Genomic DNA, 21,776 nt, shown 5'->3' with positions numbered 1-21,776 from the left:
ATCGCAACGCGAAACCTTTTTGGCGACCGCAAACGCGCCGCCACACGGCGTTGGTTCTTCCGAAAGTCGTATACCCGACAGATTTATCACTGTGAAATGTGAAGCATTCCAAAGTTATTCTGATCCAGAGCATATAAACATTGCGATGCTGTGATGACGGAAAGGCTCTGTCTCTTGCCCCCTCTTCAGTTCAGAAAACTCTTTGTACCATACTAAAATACATTAAGAGTTTTAGGTGGGGGGGCGTGGGGGAGGGACCCTTTTGCAAAAGGGTCCCTCCCCCACAAAGCATTTCAACAACCTGGGCTACATCGTAAAAATTTCCGGTTCTCTCCTGTCCCTGCATTTTTCTTCCAGCATGGCGATGATCTTCAACACGGGCTCCTGGTCGAAAAATTTGGCCTGCTCCGGGCATACCTTCACGCAGGCGCAACAACGTATGCAGCCCTGAGCCACGACAGTGGCATCGTCTTCACTGATGACCTGCACAGGGCACTGGCTTGCGCAGAGCATGCATTGGGTACATGCCTCTGAAGTTTTCGGACGGATGTCCGCAGCAGGCGGCAGTTCCTTGTACGGATGTTTGCCCGGAACGGCCACCGGGCCGGCATGGCCTGAAAGTATGGCCTGGGCCGTATGACGGGCGAATTCCCCGGCGAGTTCCATATCCCGCGCGTCGGGTCTGCCCGCGCCGATGGCTGACGTCAGGCAGTGTTCCGCGATAAAGGCCGACGCTGCGACAACATCGCAGTTGTGTTTTTGCAGTGTATCTACAGCTTCCAGCAGGGCGTCGTCGTAGTGGCGGTTGCCGTATACGGCCAGAACTGCGGCCCGCGCTCTCCCGCCGTCAAGTGCAGACAAAAAGCCGTCAAGCAGCCGGGGCACACGCCCGCCATACACCGGGAAAGCCAGAAGCAGCACATCATCCGGGCCACAGCGCAATTTTTTTGCACGCCCTGGCGGGTATGTCAGGTCATGCTCGCAAAGTTCCTTGCCAAGGGCTTGCGCCAAGGGCCAAGCCACGGCCAGAGCAAGTTTTTTGCTGCTGTGCGTGGGGCTGAAAAAAACAGCGTGCAGTATACCGCTCATGTGAGCCTCTCTTGGGTTGCATGACAGCGAATATGGGGTAATTCATGTTCATATCCTGCTCTGGCGGCTGCATAAGCAAGCGCCCGCCGTGAAGACCGGCACCAGTGCCTTTGCGCATGTAAATACCCGAGCGGGCGTCTTCTGCCTTTGGAATATATATTCTCAAGGGCAAGCGGAAACATGTTCACACGGGCAGTCCGTTCTGGCCCGCCCATGGCAAAAGGGCCGGAATATACTCTCCGGCCCTTTTAAAGTGTTGCGAAAAGCTCAGGACGCTACTGTTTTACCAGCTGTTGCCCTTGCTCTGTTCATGACCCACAATACCGCCAGCCAGAGCGCCTACGCCAGCGCCGGCAAGAGCGCCCCATCCGGCCGCGCCGCCTGAAATGGCGGCAATACCTGCGCCGCCAAGAGCGCCAAGAGCCGCGCCGCTGGCAACACCCTGCTGGGTCTTGTTCATATTGGTGCAACCAACGCCACTGGCAAGCATCGCGGCCAGCAGACCTATAATTAAAACTTTTTTCATGGCAATTCTCCTGAAAAGTCCTGTCATCGCTTCAAAAGGCATTGGCCCTATTTCGCGGCAAGACGCGGGGTGATCAGTTCATACCAGATAACACCCATAACCGGGCGGTCAAGCTTGTCGGGGTTGGCAGCATACCAAGCATCCACCTGCTTGATGATTTCTGCGCGGTTGACGTTATTAAATGCCTTCATCCAACCCTTTTCAAAGGGCGACAGGGTACTCGTCGGTTTTTTGCCCGTTTTGGCAGCTTTTTCCGTTATCTTGCTGTTAACGAAGTATTCCACTGTAATGGCCGATTCCACCCCAAGCAGAAAAGCAGCCTTATCGGTTTCTGTCGTTTTTTGCCACACGACGCCTGTAAGCTGTTCAACGGGATTATTATGAGGCACAGCGCTGGCGGCTGTTTCAGCCGCACGAACGGGAGCGCAGGCCAGAACCAGAGCCAGAACCAGCCCAAGGCTCAAAACTGACTTTTTCACTCGAAGCTCCTTGCAGTTTACAGAACAGACGGTATTAGCCGCCGGAGGAACACTCATACCAATAGATCAAAAGCGCTAATCGCTATCAGTGCTTGCTCCTAGTCTAGCCACAAGAAGACTTCCATATCAAGTCTTTTCCGCCTTATCAGGCTCCGACGGATTCGCCGATGACCTGTCGGAACCGGTTAAACAGATATTCGCCGTCATGAGGTCCGGCGGCGGCTTCAGGGTGATACTGCAGGCTCATGACAGGCAGCGTCTTGTGGCGCAAGCCTTCGAGCGTGTTGTCGTTAAGGTTGATGTGGGTAGCCTCCACATCCTCCACGCCGTCAAGAACAACGTGGAACCCGTGGTTCTGCGAAGAAATTTCGATACGGCCCGTGGTCAGGTCCTTGACCGGATGGTTGCAGCCGTGATGGCCGAACTTGAGCTTGTCGGTAGTGCCGCCGAGCGCATGCCCGATAAGCTGGTGGCCAAGGCAGATGCCTGTAACCGGGAACAAACCGATAAGCTCACGTACCAGGGCTATTTCATTGGTCAACGTGGCCGGGTCGCCGGGGCCGTTGGACAAAAACGCCCCCCTCGCGCCGCTGGCCTTGGCCTGAGCTGCGCTGAAACTGGGCGGCACTGCCAGGGGCTCAAAACCCGCTTCACAGAGGCGACGCAAGATATTCCACTTGATGCCATAGTCATAAACCAGCAGGGGCAGCCCCGTTCCACGCCAGGCATAGCTGCCGTCTTCGGCCAAAGGAGCCTCCTGCACAGCGTTGTCATACCAGGCATAGGGCTTCTGGGCCGCCACAAAGGGCGCAAGGTTGCGCCCCTTCATGGGGGGCAGAGCCCTGGCGCGTTCCTGAAGCACGCGCGGGTCCATTTCCTTTGTGGAAATGATGCCGCGCATGGCCCCGTTGATGCGCAAATGCAGGGTCAGGGCACGAGTATCAAGCCCTTCCATGCCAGGCGTTTCGTAGCGCTTCAGAAAGGCAGGCAAAGACATTGTGGAGCGCCAGTTGGAGGGCTTTTTGCAGCACTCCTTGACCAGCAGGGCCGAGCAATGCACGCCTGCGGATTCCATATCTTCACGGCTGGTGCCGTAGTTGCCTATGAGGGGATAGGTCATGCAGACCATCTGCCCGTAGTAGGAGGGATCTGTAAGAACCTCCTGATATCCGGTCATGCCGGTGGTGAAGATAACCTCGCCGCCGGTTTCAAATTCGCCGGTAAAGGACTTGCCTTCCAGCGTAAATCCATCTTCCAGCACCAGTAATGCTTTCATAGCTTACCCCTGCGCGTCCCGCGCATAGTATTCCTGCAAACTTTCCACATGGATTTCGTCCCGCCGCGAGCCTATGGCTGTGGCAGTGGCGCGGGCCGCAGCAATGGTGGTGCAGTACGGCACCTTGTAGTTCAGGGCCGCATGGCGGATGGCCTTGGAGTCCTTGGCCGTATGCTTGCCCGAAGCCGTATTCACGACCAGGGCCACCTCGTGATTGATGAGCAGGTCCACAATGTTGGGACGTCCTTCATAGACCTTGCGCACTTCTTCAACCTTGAGCCCGTGGTCGCGCAGTACGGCCGCAGTGCCCTTGGTGGCCAGCAGATCAAAGCCCAAATTGGCAAACTTTTCAGCAACCTCTGGCAGGAAAGGCTTGTCGCGGTCATTGACGGAGAGGAAAAGTTTACCCCCCTGCGGCAACACCTGACCTGCACCGAGCTGACTTTTAAGGAAGGCTTCGCCAAAGTTGGAACCCATGCCCATAACTTCGCCGGTGGAGTGCATTTCAGGGCCGAGTATCACGTCCACTCCGGGGAAGCGCTGGAAGGGCATGACCGCTTCCTTCACGCAGGTAAAGCCGCCCTTGCGCATGCTCCAGGGGTCCAGTTCGTCCAGGGTCTTGCCCAACATGACCTGTGTGGCCAGATACGGCAGGGGAACCCCTGTGGCCTTGGACACGAAAGGCGCAGTACGCGAGGCGCGCGGGTTGACTTCAAGGATATAGATATCGTCGCCCTTGATGGCGAACTGGATATTCATGAGGCCCACAACCTTGAGTTCGCGGGCCAGCGCCTCGGCCTGGGAAGCGATAAGCGCCACATGGTCGTAGGACAGCGAATAGGAAGGCAGCACGCAGGCCGAATCGCCGGAGTGGATGCCAGCTTCTTCGATATGCTCCATAATGCCTGCCACATACACGTCCTTGCCGTCGGACAGGGCGTCCACGTCCACTTCCACCGCATGTTCGAGGAATTTGTCGACAAGGATGGGATGCTCCGGCTTTTCGGGCACCTGGGCGTGAAAATACGCTGTCAGTTCCGAGGCGTCATACACCACGGCCATGGCGCGGCCGCCGAGCACGTAGCTTGGCCGCACAACCACGGGATAGGTGATGCGCTCGGCCACTTCCAGGGCGTCTTCAAGGCTCATGGCCGTGCCGTTGGGCGGTTGCAGCAGGCCCAGCTTCTGGATGAGCGCCTGGAAGCGCTCACGGTCTTCAGCACGGTCAATGGCATCGGGGCTGGTTCCGAGAATCGGCACTCCGGCGCGCATGAGCGGCACGGCCAGGTTCAGCGGAGTCTGTCCGCCGAACTGCACGATGACGCCTTCGGGCTTTTCTTTTTCCACAATGTTCATGACGTCTTCGAACGTCAGCGGTTCAAAGTAAAGACGGTCTGAAGTGTCGTAGTCCGTAGAGACAGTTTCAGGGTTGGAGTTGGCCATGATGGCCATGACTCCGGCATCGCGCAGGGCGAAGGAGGCGTGGCAGCAGCAGTAGTCAAACTCGATGCCCTGACCGATGCGGTTGGGGCCACCACCAAGGATAAGCACCTTGCGGCGGTTTTCAACCTTGAGCTCTTCGCCTTTTTCATAGGTCGAGTAAAAATAGGGAGTATAGGCTTCAAACTCGCCAGCGCAGGTGTCGACCAGATAGTATGTCGGCTGGATGTTCATTTCCTGACGCAAGCGGCGAATGTCCGCTTCGGGGCGCTTCCACATTTCGGCAAGCTGCCTGTCGGAAAAGCCGTATTCCTTGGCTTCGCGCAGAATCACCGTAAGGTCGGCGTTGCTGGCGGTCATGTCATTGGCCATGCCAAAGTTGCGGATGCGCTGCTCCATCTCCACAATGTCCTGCAACTGGCGCACAAACCAGGGATCAATGGCGGACACGGCAAAGATTTCTTCTTCCGTGATGCCTGCGAGCAAGGCCTGACGCAGCGCAAAAATGCGGCGTGAATTGGGGCGCTGCAGAGATTCGAGGATGTCTTCGCGGGCGGGCAGCTCGGCGTTGAAGTTAAAACCAAGGCCCGTAGCCCCGATTTCCATTGACCGCAAACCCTTTTGCAGGGCTTCTTTAAAGGTGCGGCCAATGCTCATGGCTTCGCCCACGCTCTTCATGGAGGTGGTCAGCTCGTCCTTGGCTCCGGGGAACTTTTCAAAGGTAAAGCGCGGAATTTTCACCACGCAATAGTCGATGGCAGGCTCAAAGCTGGCGACGGTCTCACGCGTGATATCGTTGCGCAGCTCGTCCAGCGTGTAGCCAACCGCCAGTTTGGCCGCAATCTTGGCAATGGGAAAACCCGTCGCCTTGGAGGCCAGCGCTGAAGAACGCGACACGCGCGGATTCATTTCAATAACCACAACTTCGCCATTGGCGGGATTGATGCCGAACTGCACGTTACTGCCGCCGGTTTCAACGCCGATTTCGCGCATGATGGCAATGGAGTAATCACGGATCTGCTGGTATTCGGAGTCCGTAAGCGTCTGCACCGGAGCCACGGTTATGGAGTCGCCCGTGTGCACGCCCATGGGATCAAGGTTTTCAATGGAGCAGATGATGACGCAGTTATCCTTGGTGTCGCGCATCACTTCCATTTCAATTTCTTTCCAGCCGAGCACGCTCTGCTCTATCATGACCTCGGTAGTGGGGCTCGCGGCCAGACCGTTGCTTGCCACCTCTTCAAGGTCGGCAAGATTGTAGGCCACGCCGCCGCCAGTACCGCCAAGAGTAAAGGCCGGGCGCACAATCAGCGGGAAGGGCAGCACGTTGCCAAGCTGGCGCACTTCGTCAAGGTTGCGGGCAATGCCGCTGGCGGGCATCTTGAGGCCGATGCGCTCCATGGCTTCACGGAAAAGCTCGCGGCTTTCGGCTTTCTCGATAACCTCGGCCCGTGCGCCTATGAGTTCAACGCCGTACTCCGCCAAAACGCCGCCCTTGGCAAGCCCAAGAGCGGCGTTCAATGCCGTCTGCCCGCCAAGGGTCGGCAACAGCGCATCCGGGCGTTCCTTGCGGATAATGGCAGTCAGGGTGTCGAGTTCGATGGGTTCCACATACGTGGCGTCCGCCAGTTGTGGGTCGGTCATGATGGTGGCGGGATTGGAGTTGACCAGCACCACTTCGTAGCCTTCTTCTTTGAGGGCTTTGACGGCCTGTGAGCCGGAGTAGTCAAACTCGCAGCCCTGGCCTATGATGATGGGTCCCGCGCCAATGACAAGAATCTTGTGTAAATCCGTACGCTTAGGCATTGGACATTCCTGCGGCTTTGGAGATCGGTACGAAAGGGGCGGCTCTGAGGGCCACCGTTTGCTCAAACTAAAGAATAATACATGCACTTCTGGATAAGGTCAACATTTTCTCTGACCAGGCAAACTGGGTTCTCGCCATTAAGCCCTTGCGCACCATCCAGATTTACGCAATACTTCTGGTCCTGAATACACAAGGGGGCATTGATAATGCAAGACATCAAAAAAGTTGTTCTCGCCTACTCCGGCGGGCTTGATACATCCGTCATCCTGAAATGGCTTATCGAGACGTACAAGTGTGAGGTCATAGCCGTCACCGCCAACCTCGGCCAGCCTGAAGACCTTTCGGGTGTGGAAGAAAAAGCGCTCAAAACCGGTGCCTCCAAGGCATATGTGCTTGACCTGCGCGAAGAGATGGCCAAAGACTTCGTATTTCCCATGATGCGTGGCGCGGCCATCTACGAAGGCCGCTACCTGCTCGGCACTTCCATTGCCCGGCCCCTCATTGCCAAGGCCCTGGTGGATATAGCCCGCAAGGAAGGCGCTGACGCCATTTCGCACGGCGCCACCGGCAAGGGCAACGATCAGGTGCGCTTTGAACTCGCCGCCGCCGCTCTGGCCCCCGAGATCAAGGTTATCGCGCCCTGGCGCGAATGGGAACTCATGTCCCGCACAGCGCTCACCGCTTTTGCCGAAAAGCACGGCATCCCCATTTCCAGCGCCGCGAAGCGCTACAGCATGGACGCCAACATGCTGCACACAAGCTTTGAAGGCAGCGAGCTTGAAGACCCCGGCAGCGAGCCGCACGAATCCTGCCACGAGCGTTGCGTGCCCGTGGAACTTGCCCCGGACACGCCGGAAATCGTCAGCGTGGACTTTGAGCGCGGCAACCCCGTTGCCGTCAACGGCAAGGCCCTTTCGCCCGCCGCCATCATCAGCACCCTGGCCGAAATCGCCGGGCGCAACGGCATTGGCCGCGATGACATGGTGGAAAACCGTTTTGTCGGCATGAAGTGCCGCGGCGTGTATGAAAATCCCGCTGGCACCCTGCTCTTCAAGCTGCACCGCGACCTTGAGGGCATCTGCCTTGACCGCGAGCTGCTCGGCATTCGCGACATGCTGGCCGTGCGCTATTCCCAGTGCGTGTACAACGGCTTCTGGTACTCGCCCGAACGCGAAGCCATGCAGGCATTTATGGACAAGTCGCAGGAAACCGTCACCGGCACTGTGCGCGCCAAGCTGTATAAAGGCGGCGTCTGGCCCTTGGCCCGCACTTCTCCCAACTCGCTTTTTTCCGAAGACCTGGCCACCTTTGAGGGCGGCGACTATGACCACAAGGATGCTGCGGGCTTCATCCGCCTCAACAGCCTGCGCCTGCGCCTGCACTCGGCTGTTAAAAGCAAGCTGAAGGACTAGACCAGATTATCGCCGAAAGGCTTTGCATTTCAATTTGTCATTCTGCCGGAAAATGTTATTTTTCGGCAGAATTCACGCCAGGTTACGGCGCGCTGCGCGCTCGTGCAGCACCAGAGCATGCAATTTTTTCAAAGGTACAATGCTCTAGCCCCGGCTGGCCTGCAAAAGCCTCCGCCGGGCAGGCGGCGGTCCCCCGGACCAGCCTGTTCGGCAAAGCCTCCCGCAGTGGAGCACGGCTCCACTCTGTACCGCTCAAGCGTACTGGAACTTCGGGGGCAGAGGCGTTTTTTATGAAGCGCCCCTGCCCCCGAATCATTACTTTAAAAAGCAATGGACACTGCCATGAAAACCAACCAGAGCTGGGGCGGGCGTTTTGCCGAAGGCCCCAAAGAAGCCGTGGCCCAGTATACGGACTCCCAATCTTACGACAGGGCGCTGTATGCTCAGGATATCCGCGCCTCGCAAGCCCATGCGCGCATGCTGGGTCGTCAGGGCATTATCCCGCCCGGTGAAGCCCAGTTACTGGTTGAAGGGCTTGACCGCGTGCGCGAAGAAATCCACTCCGGCAACTTTATCTGGAAACCGGAACTGGAAGACGTGCACATGAACATTGAGGCGCGCCTTACAGAAATTATGGGCAACGTGGGCAAAAAACTGCACACTGGCCGCAGCCGCAATGATCAGGTAGGATTAAGCTTTCGCCTCTTTGTGGCGGACAGGCTTGAAATATGGCGACAGCGCGCCGCAGGCCTGTGCTCCGTGCTGGTGCAGCGCGCCACGGAGCACACTTCCGACATCCTGCCCGGCTGTACCCACCTGCAGCCCGCACAGCCCGTAAGTCTTGCGCACTACCTGCTGGCCTATGCGTGGATGTTCAGGCGTGATGTCATGCGCCTGAACAACTGCCTTGACCGGGTTCGCATATCCCCTCTGGGCGCGGCTGCCCTGGCGGGCACGACCTATCCTCTTGATCCGCTGAGTGTGGCGGAAGACGTAGGATTTTCCGGAATTTACAACAACTCTATGGACGCGGTTTCCGACAGGGACTTTGTGCTTGAAGCGCTTTTCTGCGGGTCCGCCATCATGATGCACCTTTCACGCCTGTGTGAAGAAATTATCCTGTGGGCCAACCCGGCCTTTGGCTTTGTACGCCTGCCAGACAGCTACGCCACCGGCTCCTCTATCATGCCGCAAAAAAAGAACCCCGACGTGGCCGAACTTATGCGCGGCAAGACAGGGCGCGTCTACGGTTCGCTCATGGGCCTGCTCACCATCATGAAAGGCCTGCCTCTGGCCTACAACCGCGATATGCAGGAAGACAAGGAAGGCTTTCTTGACGCCGACAACACGGTGGAAGCCTCACTGCGCCTCATGGCGGGCATGATGGAAGAACTGAGATTTCGCACTGACCGCATGCGCGAAGCCTGCAAGGCCGGTTTTCTTAACGCCACGGAATTGGCCGACTATCTGGTTGGCAAGGGCCTGCCCTTCCGCGAGGCCCATCACGTCACCGGGCAGTGCGTGGCAGCGGCCGAAAGCCAGGGCAAGGGGCTTGAAGACCTCACCCTGGCTGAAATGCAGGCGCTTGAGCCACGTATAGAGGAAGACGTGTACGCCATACTGGACTATGCGGCCGCCGTTCGTCGGCGCGAAACCCCCGGCGGCACGGGCCCGCAGTCCGTTGCCGCGCAGGTGGCCCAACTCAGGACTTGGCTTGCCGGCATGGACGGCAACATATAAACCGGGACAGACCGCCATGCCTTTTTTCACGGACCAGAATCCTGAAGTCGCACAAGGCGCTTCCTGGCCCCAGTGGGTTGAAGAAGCGCGCCTCAATGACAGCCTTGCGGCCCAGGCCTATGAGGGCACCCCACCGCAATGGCGGGCGGCCATCAAGACAGGGCTTGCCCTGGCCCATATGCACTTTGGCTCTGATCCCGGCCAATTGCGGGACATGCGCAGTGACGGGCATCTGGGTTTCTGGCGGCGTAGCGAAAGCCATGCCGCCCCGTGGGCCATAATTGCCTTTACCCCTGCCTACGCGGCGGCCGCCAGGCTGGCGGCCGCCTGCATTCCGGCCATTTTGGCCGGGGTTCCACTGATAGGGGCCGTCTGTGTGGGCGGCCAGCCCCACCGCGCAGCCATGGTCAGTCTGGAACTCAGCGGTATTGAAGACGTCTTTGTGCTGAATGCCCCCGGGCTTCACAAACTGCTTGAAGAAAGCCGCCCGGGACCAGGGCGGCTGGTGCTGCTGCACGCGGGCGAACTGGCCCCCACCGTGGAACTGGCCCAGAGCATGGGCCTGCCCTGCTGGCAGGAATATCGTCCACCAAAACTTGGCCTGGTGGAAGCCGATAATTCCGACGACGGTAAGAGCCTTGCGGACGATGGCAGCCGCATTGATCTTGAGGCATTGTATTTTGCCCAGGCAGAAGCCCTGGGCATGGCCACAAGCATCACGGCCCAGATGCCCAGTGGCGGCCCGCGCGGCACGGACATGCCGTTTGCGCGGGATGCGCAACTGCCGGACGCCCTTTATCTGGCTTCCGGCGACCAGGAGCAGGCAGATTTGCTACATGGCAAAGCCTTTTCCGCCAGTGCCCCAGGCCTGACCCTGACGCCGGGCTGCGAGGGCTTTTGGCTGCACCCCGGCCTGACGCCGGATTTTTTCCGCGTGCGTTGCCTGACCTTTGGCATGCTGCCATAAACCCTGTGCTCTGGAGCCGTCATGCCCCACATCAACCGCATCCGCAACATCGGCATCATTGCCCATATTGACGCTGGCAAGACCACACTGTCCGAGCGCATGCTTTTCTACAGCCGCAAGATTCACCGGATGGGCGAAGTACACGACGGCGCCGCCACTATGGATTACATGCCCGAAGAACAGGAGCGCGGCATTACCATCATGTCGGCCTGCACCACCTGCCAGTGGAACGACCACACCATCAATCTTATAGATACTCCCGGCCACGTGGACTTCACCATTGAAGTCGAGCGCTCCCTGCGCGTGCTGGACGGAGCCGTGGGCGTTTTTTGCGCCGTGGGCGGCGTGGAGCCGCAGTCTGAAACCGTGTGGCGGCAATCGGAAGACTTCGGCGTGCCCAAGATAGCCTTCATCAACAAGATGGACAGGCTTGGGGCGAACTTTGAATCAGTTCTTGAAGCCATGCGCCAGCGGCTTCAGGCCAACGCCGTGGCCGTTACTGCCCCCCTTGGACAGGGCGAGGATTTCAGCGCTGTTCTTGACCTTATTCATGAAGAATGCCTGACGTTTGATGAAAACGATCAGGGCCAGACCATAGGCCGCGCGCCCTTCACGGCGGAACAGGCCGCTCTGGCAGACCCCTGGCGTGAACTGCTGCTGGAAAAACTGGCCGAAGCTGATGAAGACTTTCTTGAGCCCTACCTTGAAGGCGCATTCAGCATCAATGACATCCATGCGGCTCTTCGGCGGGCCACCCTGGCGCGTCGCATCACTCCTGTTCTCTGCGGCTCAGCCCTGCGCAACGCGGGCGTGCAGCCCGTGCTGGACGCCGTTTGCCGATGGCTGCCCTCGCCTCTGGACGTGCCCGCGCCTGTGGGTGTGGATCCTCAGGGAGAAGAGATTATCGTCACCCCTGATCCCGACGCCCCGGCCGTTGCCCTGGTTTTCAAAGTCCTGCTTGAAGAAAACCGCAAGCACTCCTTTATACGCATGTATGCTGGGCGTGTTCATGAAGGGGACAATTTACGCAATGCCACGCTGAACAAGGACGACCGCCTGGGCCGCCTTTATCGGCCCCACGCAGACAGGCGCGAGCAGCTTGAAGAAGCTGGAGCGGGTGAAATCGTGGTCGCCGTTGGGTTACGGTCTGCCCATACGGGAGAAACCTATACCGCGCGCGAGCGGCCTTTAACGCTCGAAAGCATTGAGGCCAACGCGCCGGTCATCACGCTTGCCCTTGAGCCGCGCAATGCCGATGAGGGCAAGATTCTTGACGAAGCGCTCGCCCGCTATGTTGAGGAAGACCCGACGCTCAGGGCGCAATTGGATGACGATACGGGCGCGCGCATGGTTTCCGGCATGGGCGAACTGCACCTGGATGTGCTGCTGGAGCGCATGCGGCGTGAATACGGCATCAGCCCCCGTGCTGGAAACCCCCAGGTGGTTTTGCGCGAAACCATACGCAAGTCCGCCGACGCCAGTGTGGTTTTTGACCGCGAATTGGGCAAAGAGCATCACCAGGGAGCGGTTGCGCTTCGTGTGTCGCCCCGCCCGCGCGGCAGCGGCAACCTCGTGACTGTGGGCGATTTTCTGCCTGCCGACCCTGCCGAGGCCCGCAAACTGCTGCCCCAGATATATCTTGACGCGGCGCTTGAAGGCGTGCGCGACGCCATGCAGAGCGGCGAACTCACAGGCTACCCCGTAGAAGATGTGGAAGTTGTCCTCACCAGCGTAGAACGGCGCGAAGGCCTGACCACCCTGCCCGGCTGTCGCATGGCGGCAGGCCAGGCCCTGCGCGAGGCTTTGGCCGCAGCTTCACCTGTTGTGATGGAGCCTGTCATGCGCGTGGAGATAGTTGTTCCTGAAGATTTTCTGGGCTCGTCAATCAGCATGTTCAACACCTGCGGCGGCAAGGTTGAAAATCTTGAAGATAACGGAACACGCAAAATTCTGAGCGGCACCGCCCCGCTGCGTCGCCTGTTCGGCTTTTCCACCTCCCTTCGCTCAGCCACACAGGGCCGGGCCGGGCTGGTATTGACCTTTGACCGCTTTGATCTGCCCTGAGGCCGTATGCCCGTGACCCACCACACTACAGAAACCGGCGGCAAGGGGCATGCCCCCCGCGCCAAGAAAAGCCTTGGCCAGCATTTTCTGCGCCGTGAAGATATCTGCCACCGCATTGCGGCCCTTATCGCCCCGTGCGCCCAGGACCGCATCGTTGAAATCGGCCCTGGCCCCGGTGCGCTGACCCGCGCCATTGAGGCTGCCCCGCATGCCCGGCTGCTACTGATCGAAAAAGACCGCCACTGGGCCGCCGAGCGCCAGCGCCTTGGCGGCGCGAACACGCAGGCGGTGCTTGCCGATGCCCTGCGGTTTGACTGGCGGCGCATCAGCGTGCAGGAGCCGTGGAAGGTCATAGGCAACCTGCCCTACAATGTGGCCTCCCCGCTTATATGGGACATCGTATCCCTGTCTGAAGGCTGGCAGATGGCGGCGTTTATGGTGCAGAAAGAAGTGGGCCAGCGTCTTGCGGCGCAGCCGGACACCGGTCATTACGGGGCGCTTTCTGTCTGGGTGCAGAGCTATTCGCGCCCGCGTATGGAATTTGTGGTGGGCCCGGGGGCCTTCAGTCCTCCACCAAAGGTGGACTCGGCGGTCTTGAGCTTCACCCCCCTGCCCCTCTGCGAGCGCCCTGCGCATCCCGCGCTCTTGTCCCGACTGTTGCGCATCTGTTTTCAGCAAAGACGCAAGCAACTCGGCGGCATATTTCGCCGAGCGGCTCAACATGGTCTTGAAAAAGCATTCGAAAGTACCCAAATTGCGCCAAATTTACGTCCAGAAGTGCTTTCTCATCACGATTTTCAGCGTATTTCCGCTTTTTGGGCGTCACAGCTTGACAACATGGCATAAAAAGTTTTCAGTCTATCCATAATCTTGCTGCGTTGTGCGACATTAGCGTATTTCAGGCAAGTGGCCCTGCAAAAGGCCGCTTGAAAACAATGCCGGGGAACTTTTCAGGAGGACATGCTGATGACTAAGGCTGATCTGGTTGAAAAAATCGCTGCCAAGGCCAATCTGACCAAGGCCGCTGCTGAGCGGGCCCTCAATGCTTTTCTCGCTTCCGTTGAAGACGCTCTTGTCAAGGAATCCAAACTCACTCTTACTGGCTTTGGCACCTTTGCGGTAGAACATCGCAAAGCCCGGCAGGGCCGCAACCCCCGTACCGGTGATACGCTTACCATTCCAGCGTGCAAAATTCTCAAATTTCGCCCCGGCAAGATGCTCAAAGACTCTTTGAACTGATCTTCCTGCCGCTATGCCTCAGGGCATAGCGGCCAAAACCGCACAGGCCCGCCACGGCTTTTGCCGATGCCGGGCAAAACCGAAAAAACTCAGATAACATGTATGCCGGAGGCGACTGGGAGCCGAAGACATGCATGTTGTCTTGGGTTTTTAGCTCCTCGCCGCTGCGCTGCATTGGCGCAGCCCGCCTTCTGCCCATCCTGTTTCAGTGAAAAAAGGCTTGCCCTTTTATAGTATGCGAGCTATATAACCCACTCATTTGGCGACTCTGTCGCTGTCCGTGTACGGGTAAGACCGTTGACGGTTATTTTTGGGGCTGCCAAGAGCCAGCCCTGCCGCCGAAGGGGGTGATTTTCTTGCCCGGAGTTTTTCTTAACGAAGACGATTATAACTTTGACATCGCGCTGCGTCGCTTTAAGAAGCAGGTAGAAAAGGCCGGTGTTCTTTCAGAAATGAAAAAACGCCAGCACTACGAAAAGCCCAGCGTTATGCGCAAAAAGAAAAAGGCCGCCGCCCGGAAGCGGCTGATGAAAAAAATCAGGAAGATGAACATGGCTTAACCGGCTGCGCATATGCGCCCGGGGCCTTCATCCGGCCAGTCATGCGGGAAGCCCCTTGGGGTTTCCCGCATTTTCTGCATTACTCCACACTCCACCCCCACTACTGTTATGACCGTCACCACCACGCTTTTTGAGCAGATCGAAAAAGACTACATTCAGGCCTACAAAGCTAAAGACAGCGTGCGGCTCACTGTGCTGCGCCTGCTGAAGACGGCGGTCAAAAACCGCCTGGTGGACATGCGGCGGCCCGGCGGCAGCCTTTCCGATGAAGAAATGCTTGACGTCATCGTCAAGGAAGGCAAGCAGCGCCAGGACTCCATTGAACAGTACACTGCGGCGCAGCGCCCCGACCTGGCGGACAAAGAGGCGGCTGAGCTGGTCATTCTCAAAGAATACCTGCCCAAGGCCCTCAGCCAGGAAGAACTGCAGGCTCTCATCGAGTCCACGGTGGCCGAACTTGGCGCAACGTCCCCCAAGGATATGGGCCGGGTTATTTCCGCCATCATGGCCGGGCACAAAGGCCAGGTGGACGGCAAGGTTCTGTCCGAGACCGTCAAAAAACGCCTGCAGTCCTGACCAGTCCGCGCTGCCGAAGGATATTTTTGCGACATCCTTCGGCGTACGCGGTCGCGCTCCATTTTCAAGCCGCATTCCCGCAGGTGGGCATGCCGCAGCATTCCAGCGTCAATCGCCATGGCCAGATATACCGTCCAGCCGGGAGTTGCCTCGCAAATGGAAAGACTGTGTGCCTGGCGAAGAAGCGCCCTCCAGACTATCCGGGCTGCAATGCCTGACATTTCGTGCGCCCTTTTTTCTGCGGTTCGCCGCACCATCGCTTTTGAGGCATCAGCATGATCCACACCCGCACGCTTCTGGCCCTTGAATTCAATCATATTACCAGCCATCTCTCTTCGCTGTGCATTTCAGGCGTCGGACGTGAACGTGCCCTGAACCTGACCCCGCTGGACACGGCAGAGGATGTGAACCTTGCCGCACGCGTTTATGAGGAAGCCGCGGACTGGTCCTCGCGTCCTGCCTCTGGCGGCGCGGTCTTTACGCTTAACGCCTTTCCCGACGTATCGGGCTTTCTGCATGCGGCGCAAACTTCGCGTGCCCACGCATTTCAGCCCGACGTGGACGCCTTCTGGGCGCTGCGGGAAGTGCTGCGCCTGGCGCGCGACGCCCACGCCTCCATTGCCGTGCCCGATGCGCCGCGACAGTGGCCGCACCTCCTTGCCATGGCCGACGGCGCTCCCTTGCCGGTGCAGCTTACAGCCGCCCTTTTGCGCTGCATTTCTGACGATGGCCTTCTGAAGGACGAAAGCTCGCCCGAACTCTATCGTTTGCGCGGCGAACTGCGTCGCCTGCACCAGAACTGCATGCGCAAGGTCAAGGATTTTGCCCTGCAGTACAACATGCTGGCCTACCTGCAGGACGAGTTCATGACCCTTTCGTCAGACCGCTACGTGCTGCCCCTCAAGGCCAACTTCAAGGGCCGCATGCAGGGCATCATCCACGACTGGTCGCAGACCGGCGAAACCTGCTATTTCGAGCCGATGTTCCTGGTGGAGATCAATAACCGCCTTCAGGAACTCAAGCGCGAGGAGCGCGAAGAAGAGCGCAAGGTGCTGCTCTACCTGCGCAGCCTGCTGGAAGCCGAACTGCCGGGAGCTCAGGCGGCGCTGGAACTTCTTGCCCATCTTGACCTGTTGCAGGCCAAACGCCGTCTGGCCGCATTGCTGGACGGGCGCTGCCTGCCTCTTACCCCCGTGGCCGAGGGCATACAGCTGCTTGAGGCCCGGCATCCCCTGCTTATGCTCAACAGGGCAAAAGCGGCCAACAACAGCGCCGCTGGACAGGGTTCAAAAGGCGCAGCCTCGGCTGCGGCTTCCGTGCGTCCGCTGGACATCATTCTGCGCCCCGGCGAGCGCGCCCTGGTCATTACCGGCGGCAACGCGGGCGGCAAGACCGTCTGCCTGAAAACCCTCGGCCTTATTGCTGCCATGACGCTGAGCGGACTGCCCGTGCCTGTGGGGGCTGGTTCACATTTGCCGTGGTTCAGCCGCATGGACGCCTTCATCGGCGACGAACAGAGTCTTGCAGACAATGTGTCCACCTTTACGGCCCAGATAGAACACCTGGCCAAAGCCTGGAAGCATCTTGACGACAGCGGCATTGTGCTGCTGGACGAGTTTGGCGCAGGAACGGATCCGGCCCAGGGCGCAGCTTTGGCCCAGGCGGTACTTGACGAATTGCTGGACAAACATACCTTTGTTCTGGCGGCCACACATTTTCCCGCGCTCAAGAGCTACGCCCTCACCAGAGAAGGAGCCAGGGCGGCTTCAATGCTCTTTGATCCTCAGAGTAAAAAGCCTTTGTTCAAACTGGCTTATGACCAGGTTGGAGCCAGCCAGGCTCTGGATGTGGCGCGCGAACACGGCCTGCCGGAGAGTATCGTGCGCAGGGCTGAGCACTATTTGCTGCAAGACGGCCAGGACGCCACAACCTTGCTTGGCCGCCTGAATGATCTTGCCGCCCAGCGTGAAGAAGAGCTTGTTCTCCTCCGTCAGGAGCAGGACAAGGCGCGCACGGCCACAAAGCTTGAGCGCGAAAAGATGGAAAAAGAGCGCCTGCGCCTGCATGACGAGGTGCGCGCCAAGGCCACCGAGCTTATGCGCGCCTGGAAAGAAGGCCGCGCGACGCACAAGCAGGCCCTGAAAGAGATGTCCCGGTTGCGGGCGTCGCTGGCAACGGAAAGCGAAGTCACGCAAAGCCAGTCTGTATTGCCCAGCCCGGAGCATTTTGTTGTGGGCCAGCAAGTGTTGCACACCATTTTCAACAAGCGCGGCGTAGTCACCGATGTGGACGAACGCCGCAACCGCGTGCGTCTGGACATGAACGGCGTGAACCTATGGGCCGACATGAAAGCCCTGCGCATACCGGGGCGTCAGGCTGTTCAAAGTCCTTCCGGCAAGCCCTCTTCCATTCTGGACAGCGCGCCGCGCCAGCCCGTTGCTTCTGAAAGCGGCGGATCAGCCCGACCTGCCGGAGCGGCTGATGGAGCGTCTCTACGTCTTGACATGCGGGGCCTTCGTGCCGATGTAGCGCTTGCGGAACTGGAGCGCTTCATGGATAAGGCGCTGCTGGCGGGCTTCAGGGAAGTGGAAGTTGTGCACGGGCGCGGCACGGGAGCCTTGCGCCGACAGGTTCACGAGTTTTTGCGGGCCTTTCCGGCAGTGGAGAATTTCAATCTCGCCCCCGAAGATCAGGGGGGCGACGGCATGACCATTGTAACCCTGCGCTAGTGCGGAATACCGTTAGAAGTGGCATTTGCGACGTTTATGACGCGCCCGTTATGGCGCTTGGCCACATAAACATGGGGCGTTTACGCTTTCAGGGCGGGGCGTCGGCTCACGCAGCCGCCCGTGCATTTCAAGGCAAAAACGCTCGGATAATGGCGCGCTGAACAGAGTATGGGTGCAAAAGCTTGCGTTGGAAGCAGCCGGGCAGCATTCTGACGAAACACGTTTTGTTACTGCCAGAGAACAGGATTTTTGCGTAACAGGCTGTCGCCGCTGACGACAACAGTGCCGAAACACGCGCACACTGCTCTCTCGCCAAGGAAAAGAATCTGCAATGCAGTCCAAGGACGCCATACGCGCCATCAAGGAGCGCATGAATATTGTGGACATTGTGCGCCGCTATGTGGAGCTCAGGCGCAACGGCCCACGTTGGGTAGCGCCCTGCCCCTTTCACCAGGAAACCAAGCCTTCCTTTTCCGTCAACGAAGACCAGGGATTGTTTTACTGTTTCGGGTGCCACGCCTCGGGCGACATCTTTGATTTTTACAGCCGCATTAATGGCCTTGATTTTAAGGAAACACTTGAACAGCTGGCCGCTGAGGCCGGCATAACCATTGAACGCGGCCCCAATAGCGCCCGCCAGCAGGGCGAAGAACGCGAACGCCGCTCCTCGCGGCAGCAAATGCTGCGCATGTATGAGCTGGCTGCCGGGCACTTTGCCGCCACCCTCAACGGCCCTGACGGCGAAGAATGCCGGGCCTACATAGACAAGCGCGGCCTGAGCCAGGAAATAGTGCAGCGCTTTGGCCTTGGCTGGGCCAAGAGAGAATGGCAGTCCCTGGCGGATGCCCTGCGGCGCGCGGGTTTTGACGGGCGTATGGCGATTGAATCCGGGCTGCTGGGGCAGTCCGGCAACGGGCGGGCCTATGACCGCTTCAGGGGACGGCTCATTTTTCCCATCAAGAGCCTGTCCAACCAGATTATAGCCTTCGGCGGCCGCATCATCGGCGACGAGGATGAAGCAAAGTACATAAACAGCGCCGACACGCCCATTTATAAAAAAGGCGAGCATCTTTACGGTTTGGCGCAGGCCCGCAAGGGCCTGGTCACCAAGGGGCGGGTGCTGCTGACCGAAGGGTATATGGACGTGCTGACCCTGCACCAGTTCGGCTACGACAATGCCGTGGGCGTACTTGGCACGGCACTGACGCCGGAGCAGATCAAACGGCTTTCTGGCTTTGTTTCGCAGATGACCCTGCTTTTTGACGGCGACCGCGCCGGGCGCAAGGCGGCCTTGCGTTCGTGTGAAATGCTGCTTACGCGCGGCCTGTCCTGCTCGGTTGTATTGATGCCTGATGGAGAAGACATCGACAGCCTGCTGCGCGGCGCAGGCCCGGAAGCGTTTGAGGAACTGCAGGCCCAGGCCCCGGACGGCCTCAGGTTTTGCGTCGATGTGCTCAAGGCGCTTGCCCCGCGCGAAACCGTGGAATGGGCGCGAAATTTTCTGCGTCAGGTGGAGATTCCCGAACTGGTCAGCCCCTACGTTTCACGGCTGGCCAATCATCTTCAACTTTCAGAGACCGACCTGCGCGAGGGGCTTGTCCAGTCGCGCGGTTCACGGGCCGACAAAACGCGCGCCGAAACTGGCGGGACTTCAGCCGGGCGCGCGCGACAGAACATACGCGATCGTGAAGTCATGATGTACGCCGTGCGCTACCCGCATCGGCTGACGGACATGCAGGAAATGGGGGCTGACCTCGTTCTGCAATCCCCCGTGGCCCGCCAGCTGTGGGACAAGATCGAAACGCACGGCTCGGAAGCGGTTTTTCATCAACTGGACCAGAGAGAAAAAAATTTCTGGTGCAAATGTTGCGGCCCGGAGGCCGCCCCGCGTGACAACGGCGACAGGGAACTGGAATCACTGCGGCATTATCTGAACAATTACTACGCCTCAGCGCAAAAATCATCTCTATCCGCGGCCTTGAGAGCCAATACCGGCACAGGTGACTTTGAGGCTGATTTGGACTATCTTCGCGCACTTAAGGAAACCTTGGAGAAAGGGCATGAGCAATCTTAAAGATATCCAGCAAATTCAATCGCTTATTGCGAAAGGCAAGGGCGCGGGCTTTTTGACTTTTGAAGAGGTCAACAAGGCTCTGCCCGTTGAAATGAGCACGCCCGAGCAATTTGAAGAAATTATCGGCATCTTTGAACAGCTGGAAATCGTTATTGTGGATTCGGAAAAGGACGGCAAAAAGATTTCTGCTGCCGCCACCGAATCGGATGAAGAAATTACCGACAGTTCGCTGGATCTGTCCGAAGACGAAGAGTCCGCCGACTATTCGTCGCGCAGCACCGACCCCGTGCGCATGTACTTGCGCGAAATGGGCGCCGTTCCCCTGCTGGACCGTGACGGCGAAGTGGTTATCGCCAAAAAAATCGAAATGGGCGAGCAGGACGTGCTCTATGCCCTGGTTGAAGTTCCAGTGGCGGTTGAAGAACTCATCAATGTTGGCGAAGACCTGCGCCAAAACCGCATCAAACTTAAAGATGTGGTCAAAACCATTGAGGAGGACGACCCCAGCGAAGACGAAATGAACCAGCGCTCGCGCGTTATTCTGCTGCTTGACGAAATCAAGCAGACCTTCAAGAAAAAACGCAAAATTTACAAAAAGCTGGATACATGCGCCTGCATGGACCGCCGCGTCACTGCCGTGCAGAAAGAAATCATCTGCTTCAAGGAAGAAATCGTCACGCGCCTGCGCGACATCAAGCTGGAAAAAACCCTCATCGACCGCATCATTGAAACGGTTGAAGACTACGTGCGCCAGATGCACAACTGCCAGCGCGACCTTTCGGCCTACATTCTTTCCACAGGCCGCACCCAGGCAGAAATCCAGGCCATGTTTGACGGCCTTGAAAAGCGCGAGGTGAACCCCGTTGACGCTGCGCGCGACCTCAAGCTCAGCGTGGACGAGCTTTTTTCCTTCAAGGAAATGATCATCGGCAAGATCGAAATTCTCAGCCGCCTTCAGGAAAAATGCTGCCACAACGTGACGGATCTTGAAGAAGTGCTGTGGCGCATCAAACGCGGCAACACCGCCGCCATGCGCGCCAAGCAGGAGCTTATCCGCTCCAACCTGCGCCTCGTGGTGTCCATTGCCAAAAAGTACACCAACCGTGGGCTTCAGTTCCTTGACCTCATCCAGGAAGGCAACATCGGCCTCATGAAGGCTGTGGACAAGTTTGAATACCAGCGCGGCTACAAGTTCTCCACCTACGCCACGTGGTGGATACGTCAGGCCATCACCCGCGCCATCGCCGACCAGGCCCGCACCATACGCATACCCGTGCACATGATTGAGACCATCAACAAGCTCATTCGCACGTCGCGCTACCTTGTGCAGGAACTGGGCCGCGACCCCACCCCGGAAGAAATTGCCGAGCGTATGGAATATCCGGTGGAAAAGGTCAAAAAGGTGCTCAAGATCGCCAAGGAACCCATATCGCTCGAAACGCCCATTGGCGATGAAGAAGATTCGAGCCTCGGCGACTTCATTGAGGACAAAAAGGCTGTGGCCCCGGCTGAAGAAGTCATCAACACCAAGCTGTCCGAGCAGCTGGCCGCTGTACTGGCCGACCTCACCCCGCGTGAGGAACAGGTGCTGCGTAAACGCTTCGGCATTGCTGAAAAGAGCGACCATACCCTTGAAGAAGTGGGCAAGCTCTTTAACGTTACCCGTGAACGCATCCGGCAGATCGAAGCCAAGGCTCTGCGCAAATTGCGTCACCCGGTTCGCAGCCAGCCCCTGCGCTCGTACTACGAAAACTGATTCATGCGGGGCGGCCTGGCATATACTGCCAGACCGCCCCGG

Annotated in this window: 16 protein-coding genes; 11 read left to right on the top strand and 5 right to left on the bottom strand. The window is 58.5% G+C overall.

The window, feature by feature from the left end; all coding sequences use genetic code 11:
• Positions 1 to 306 precede the first annotated feature (306 nt).
• The 5 genes from BCS36_RS12790 to carB form a co-directional block, all read right to left on the bottom strand.
• Complete coding sequence (locus tag BCS36_RS12790) at positions 307 to 1,089, bottom strand: 4Fe-4S binding protein (protein WP_291303259.1); 783 nt, start codon at positions 1,087 to 1,089, stop codon at positions 307 to 309.
• Positions 1,090 to 1,372: 283 nt separating this feature from the next.
• Positions 1,373 to 1,615, bottom strand: a complete 243-nt coding sequence (locus BCS36_RS12785; RefSeq protein ID WP_291303258.1) for a glycine zipper domain-containing protein — start codon at positions 1,613 to 1,615, stop codon at positions 1,373 to 1,375.
• A gap of 47 nt (positions 1,616 to 1,662) precedes the next feature.
• The gene (locus BCS36_RS12780) at positions 1,663 to 2,094 is read right to left on the bottom strand and encodes a hypothetical protein (protein WP_291303257.1); all 432 of its coding nucleotides are present in this window, start codon (positions 2,092 to 2,094) and stop codon (positions 1,663 to 1,665) included.
• A gap of 145 nt (positions 2,095 to 2,239) precedes the next feature.
• A complete protein-coding gene (carA, locus tag BCS36_RS12775; protein WP_291303256.1) occupies positions 2,240 to 3,370 on the bottom strand; it encodes a glutamine-hydrolyzing carbamoyl-phosphate synthase small subunit in 1,131 nt (376 codons plus the stop codon).
• A gap of 3 nt (positions 3,371 to 3,373) precedes the next feature.
• Positions 3,374 to 6,616 carry a carbamoyl-phosphate synthase large subunit gene (gene carB / locus BCS36_RS12770; protein WP_291303255.1) on the bottom strand — a complete coding sequence of 1,081 codons (3,243 nt, stop codon included), beginning with the start codon at positions 6,614 to 6,616 and terminating at the stop codon, positions 3,374 to 3,376.
• Positions 6,617 to 6,823: 207 nt separating this feature from the next.
• Here carB and BCS36_RS12765 point away from each other — a divergent pair, with 207 nt between their 5' ends.
• The 11 genes from BCS36_RS12765 to rpoD all read left to right on the top strand — a co-directional run bounded on the left by BCS36_RS12765 (position 6,824) and on the right by rpoD (position 21,734).
• Entirely contained in the window at positions 6,824 to 8,029 is a 1,206-nt protein-coding gene (locus BCS36_RS12765; protein ID WP_291303254.1) for an argininosuccinate synthase, read from the top strand.
• 342 nt (positions 8,030 to 8,371) lie between these two features.
• The gene (argH, locus tag BCS36_RS12760) at positions 8,372 to 9,769 is read left to right on the top strand and encodes an argininosuccinate lyase (RefSeq protein WP_291303318.1); all 1,398 of its coding nucleotides are present in this window, start codon (positions 8,372 to 8,374) and stop codon (positions 9,767 to 9,769) included.
• 16 nt (positions 9,770 to 9,785) lie between these two features.
• Entirely contained in the window at positions 9,786 to 10,736 is a 951-nt protein-coding gene (locus BCS36_RS12755) for a hypothetical protein (protein ID WP_291303253.1), read from the top strand.
• Between the two features lie 21 nt (positions 10,737 to 10,757).
• Positions 10,758 to 12,800: an elongation factor G gene (gene fusA / locus BCS36_RS12750; protein ID WP_291303252.1), complete on the top strand. Its 2,043-nt coding sequence runs from the start codon at positions 10,758 to 10,760 to the stop codon at positions 12,798 to 12,800.
• Positions 12,801 to 12,806: 6 nt separating this feature from the next.
• Complete coding sequence (gene rsmA, locus BCS36_RS12745; RefSeq protein ID WP_291303251.1) at positions 12,807 to 13,646, top strand: 16S rRNA (adenine(1518)-N(6)/adenine(1519)-N(6))-dimethyltransferase RsmA; 840 nt, start codon at positions 12,807 to 12,809, stop codon at positions 13,644 to 13,646.
• Positions 13,647 to 13,766: 120 nt separating this feature from the next.
• Positions 13,767 to 14,039: an HU family DNA-binding protein gene (locus tag BCS36_RS12740; RefSeq protein ID WP_179981664.1), complete on the top strand. Its 273-nt coding sequence runs from the start codon at positions 13,767 to 13,769 to the stop codon at positions 14,037 to 14,039.
• A gap of 356 nt (positions 14,040 to 14,395) precedes the next feature.
• A complete protein-coding gene (rpsU, locus tag BCS36_RS12735) occupies positions 14,396 to 14,599 on the top strand; it encodes a 30S ribosomal protein S21 (protein ID WP_040368982.1) in 204 nt (67 codons plus the stop codon).
• A 108-nt stretch (positions 14,600 to 14,707) separates the two neighbouring features.
• Positions 14,708 to 15,175: a GatB/YqeY domain-containing protein gene (locus BCS36_RS12730; protein WP_291303250.1), complete on the top strand. Its 468-nt coding sequence runs from the start codon at positions 14,708 to 14,710 to the stop codon at positions 15,173 to 15,175.
• Positions 15,176 to 15,450: 275 nt separating this feature from the next.
• Positions 15,451 to 17,904 carry a Smr/MutS family protein gene (locus BCS36_RS12725; RefSeq protein ID WP_291303249.1) on the top strand — a complete coding sequence of 818 codons (2,454 nt, stop codon included), beginning with the start codon at positions 15,451 to 15,453 and terminating at the stop codon, positions 17,902 to 17,904.
• A 331-nt stretch (positions 17,905 to 18,235) separates the two neighbouring features.
• Complete coding sequence (dnaG, locus tag BCS36_RS12720) at positions 18,236 to 19,978, top strand: DNA primase (protein WP_291303248.1); 1,743 nt, start codon at positions 18,236 to 18,238, stop codon at positions 19,976 to 19,978.
• Positions 19,965 to 21,734: an RNA polymerase sigma factor RpoD gene (rpoD, locus tag BCS36_RS12715; protein WP_179979344.1), complete on the top strand. Its 1,770-nt coding sequence runs from the start codon at positions 19,965 to 19,967 to the stop codon at positions 21,732 to 21,734. The genes dnaG and rpoD overlap by 14 nt, the downstream gene beginning before the upstream one ends.
• Positions 21,735 to 21,776: the final 42 nt, after the last annotated feature.

The sequence above is a fragment of the Desulfovibrio sp. MES5 genome (assembly GCF_002237645.1).
Classification (GTDB): Bacteria; Desulfobacterota; Desulfovibrionia; order Desulfovibrionales; family Desulfovibrionaceae; genus Desulfovibrio.
Note: the sequence above shows the minus strand (reverse complement) of the source record. Positions and strands in the feature narration are given on the sequence as shown.

Excerpts from the sequence above, each read along its gene's own strand:
- BCS36_RS12790 (WP_291303259.1), bottom strand. The coding sequence starts at position 1,089 with ATGAGCGGTATACTGCACGCTGTTTTTTTCAGCCCCACGCACAGCAGC.
- BCS36_RS12785 (WP_291303258.1), bottom strand. The coding sequence starts at position 1,615 with ATGAAAAAAGTTTTAATTATAGGTCTGCTGGCCGCGATGCTTGCCAGT.
- carA (WP_291303256.1), bottom strand. The coding sequence starts at position 3,370 with ATGAAAGCATTACTGGTGCTGGAAGATGGATTTACGCTGGAAGGCAAG.
- carB (WP_291303255.1), bottom strand. The coding sequence starts at position 6,616 with ATGCCTAAGCGTACGGATTTACACAAGATTCTTGTCATTGGCGCGGGA.
- BCS36_RS12765 (WP_291303254.1), top strand. The coding sequence starts at position 6,824 with ATGCAAGACATCAAAAAAGTTGTTCTCGCCTACTCCGGCGGGCTTGAT.
- argH (WP_291303318.1), top strand. The coding sequence starts at position 8,372 with ATGAAAACCAACCAGAGCTGGGGCGGGCGTTTTGCCGAAGGCCCCAAA.
- BCS36_RS12755 (WP_291303253.1), top strand. The coding sequence starts at position 9,786 with ATGCCTTTTTTCACGGACCAGAATCCTGAAGTCGCACAAGGCGCTTCC.
- fusA (WP_291303252.1), top strand. The coding sequence starts at position 10,758 with ATGCCCCACATCAACCGCATCCGCAACATCGGCATCATTGCCCATATT.
- rsmA (WP_291303251.1), top strand. The coding sequence starts at position 12,807 with ATGCCCGTGACCCACCACACTACAGAAACCGGCGGCAAGGGGCATGCC.
- BCS36_RS12740 (WP_179981664.1), top strand. The coding sequence starts at position 13,767 with ATGACTAAGGCTGATCTGGTTGAAAAAATCGCTGCCAAGGCCAATCTG.
- BCS36_RS12730 (WP_291303250.1), top strand. The coding sequence starts at position 14,708 with ATGACCGTCACCACCACGCTTTTTGAGCAGATCGAAAAAGACTACATT.
- BCS36_RS12725 (WP_291303249.1), top strand. The coding sequence starts at position 15,451 with ATGATCCACACCCGCACGCTTCTGGCCCTTGAATTCAATCATATTACC.
- dnaG (WP_291303248.1), top strand. The coding sequence starts at position 18,236 with ATGCAGTCCAAGGACGCCATACGCGCCATCAAGGAGCGCATGAATATT.
- rpoD (WP_179979344.1), top strand. The coding sequence starts at position 19,965 with ATGAGCAATCTTAAAGATATCCAGCAAATTCAATCGCTTATTGCGAAA.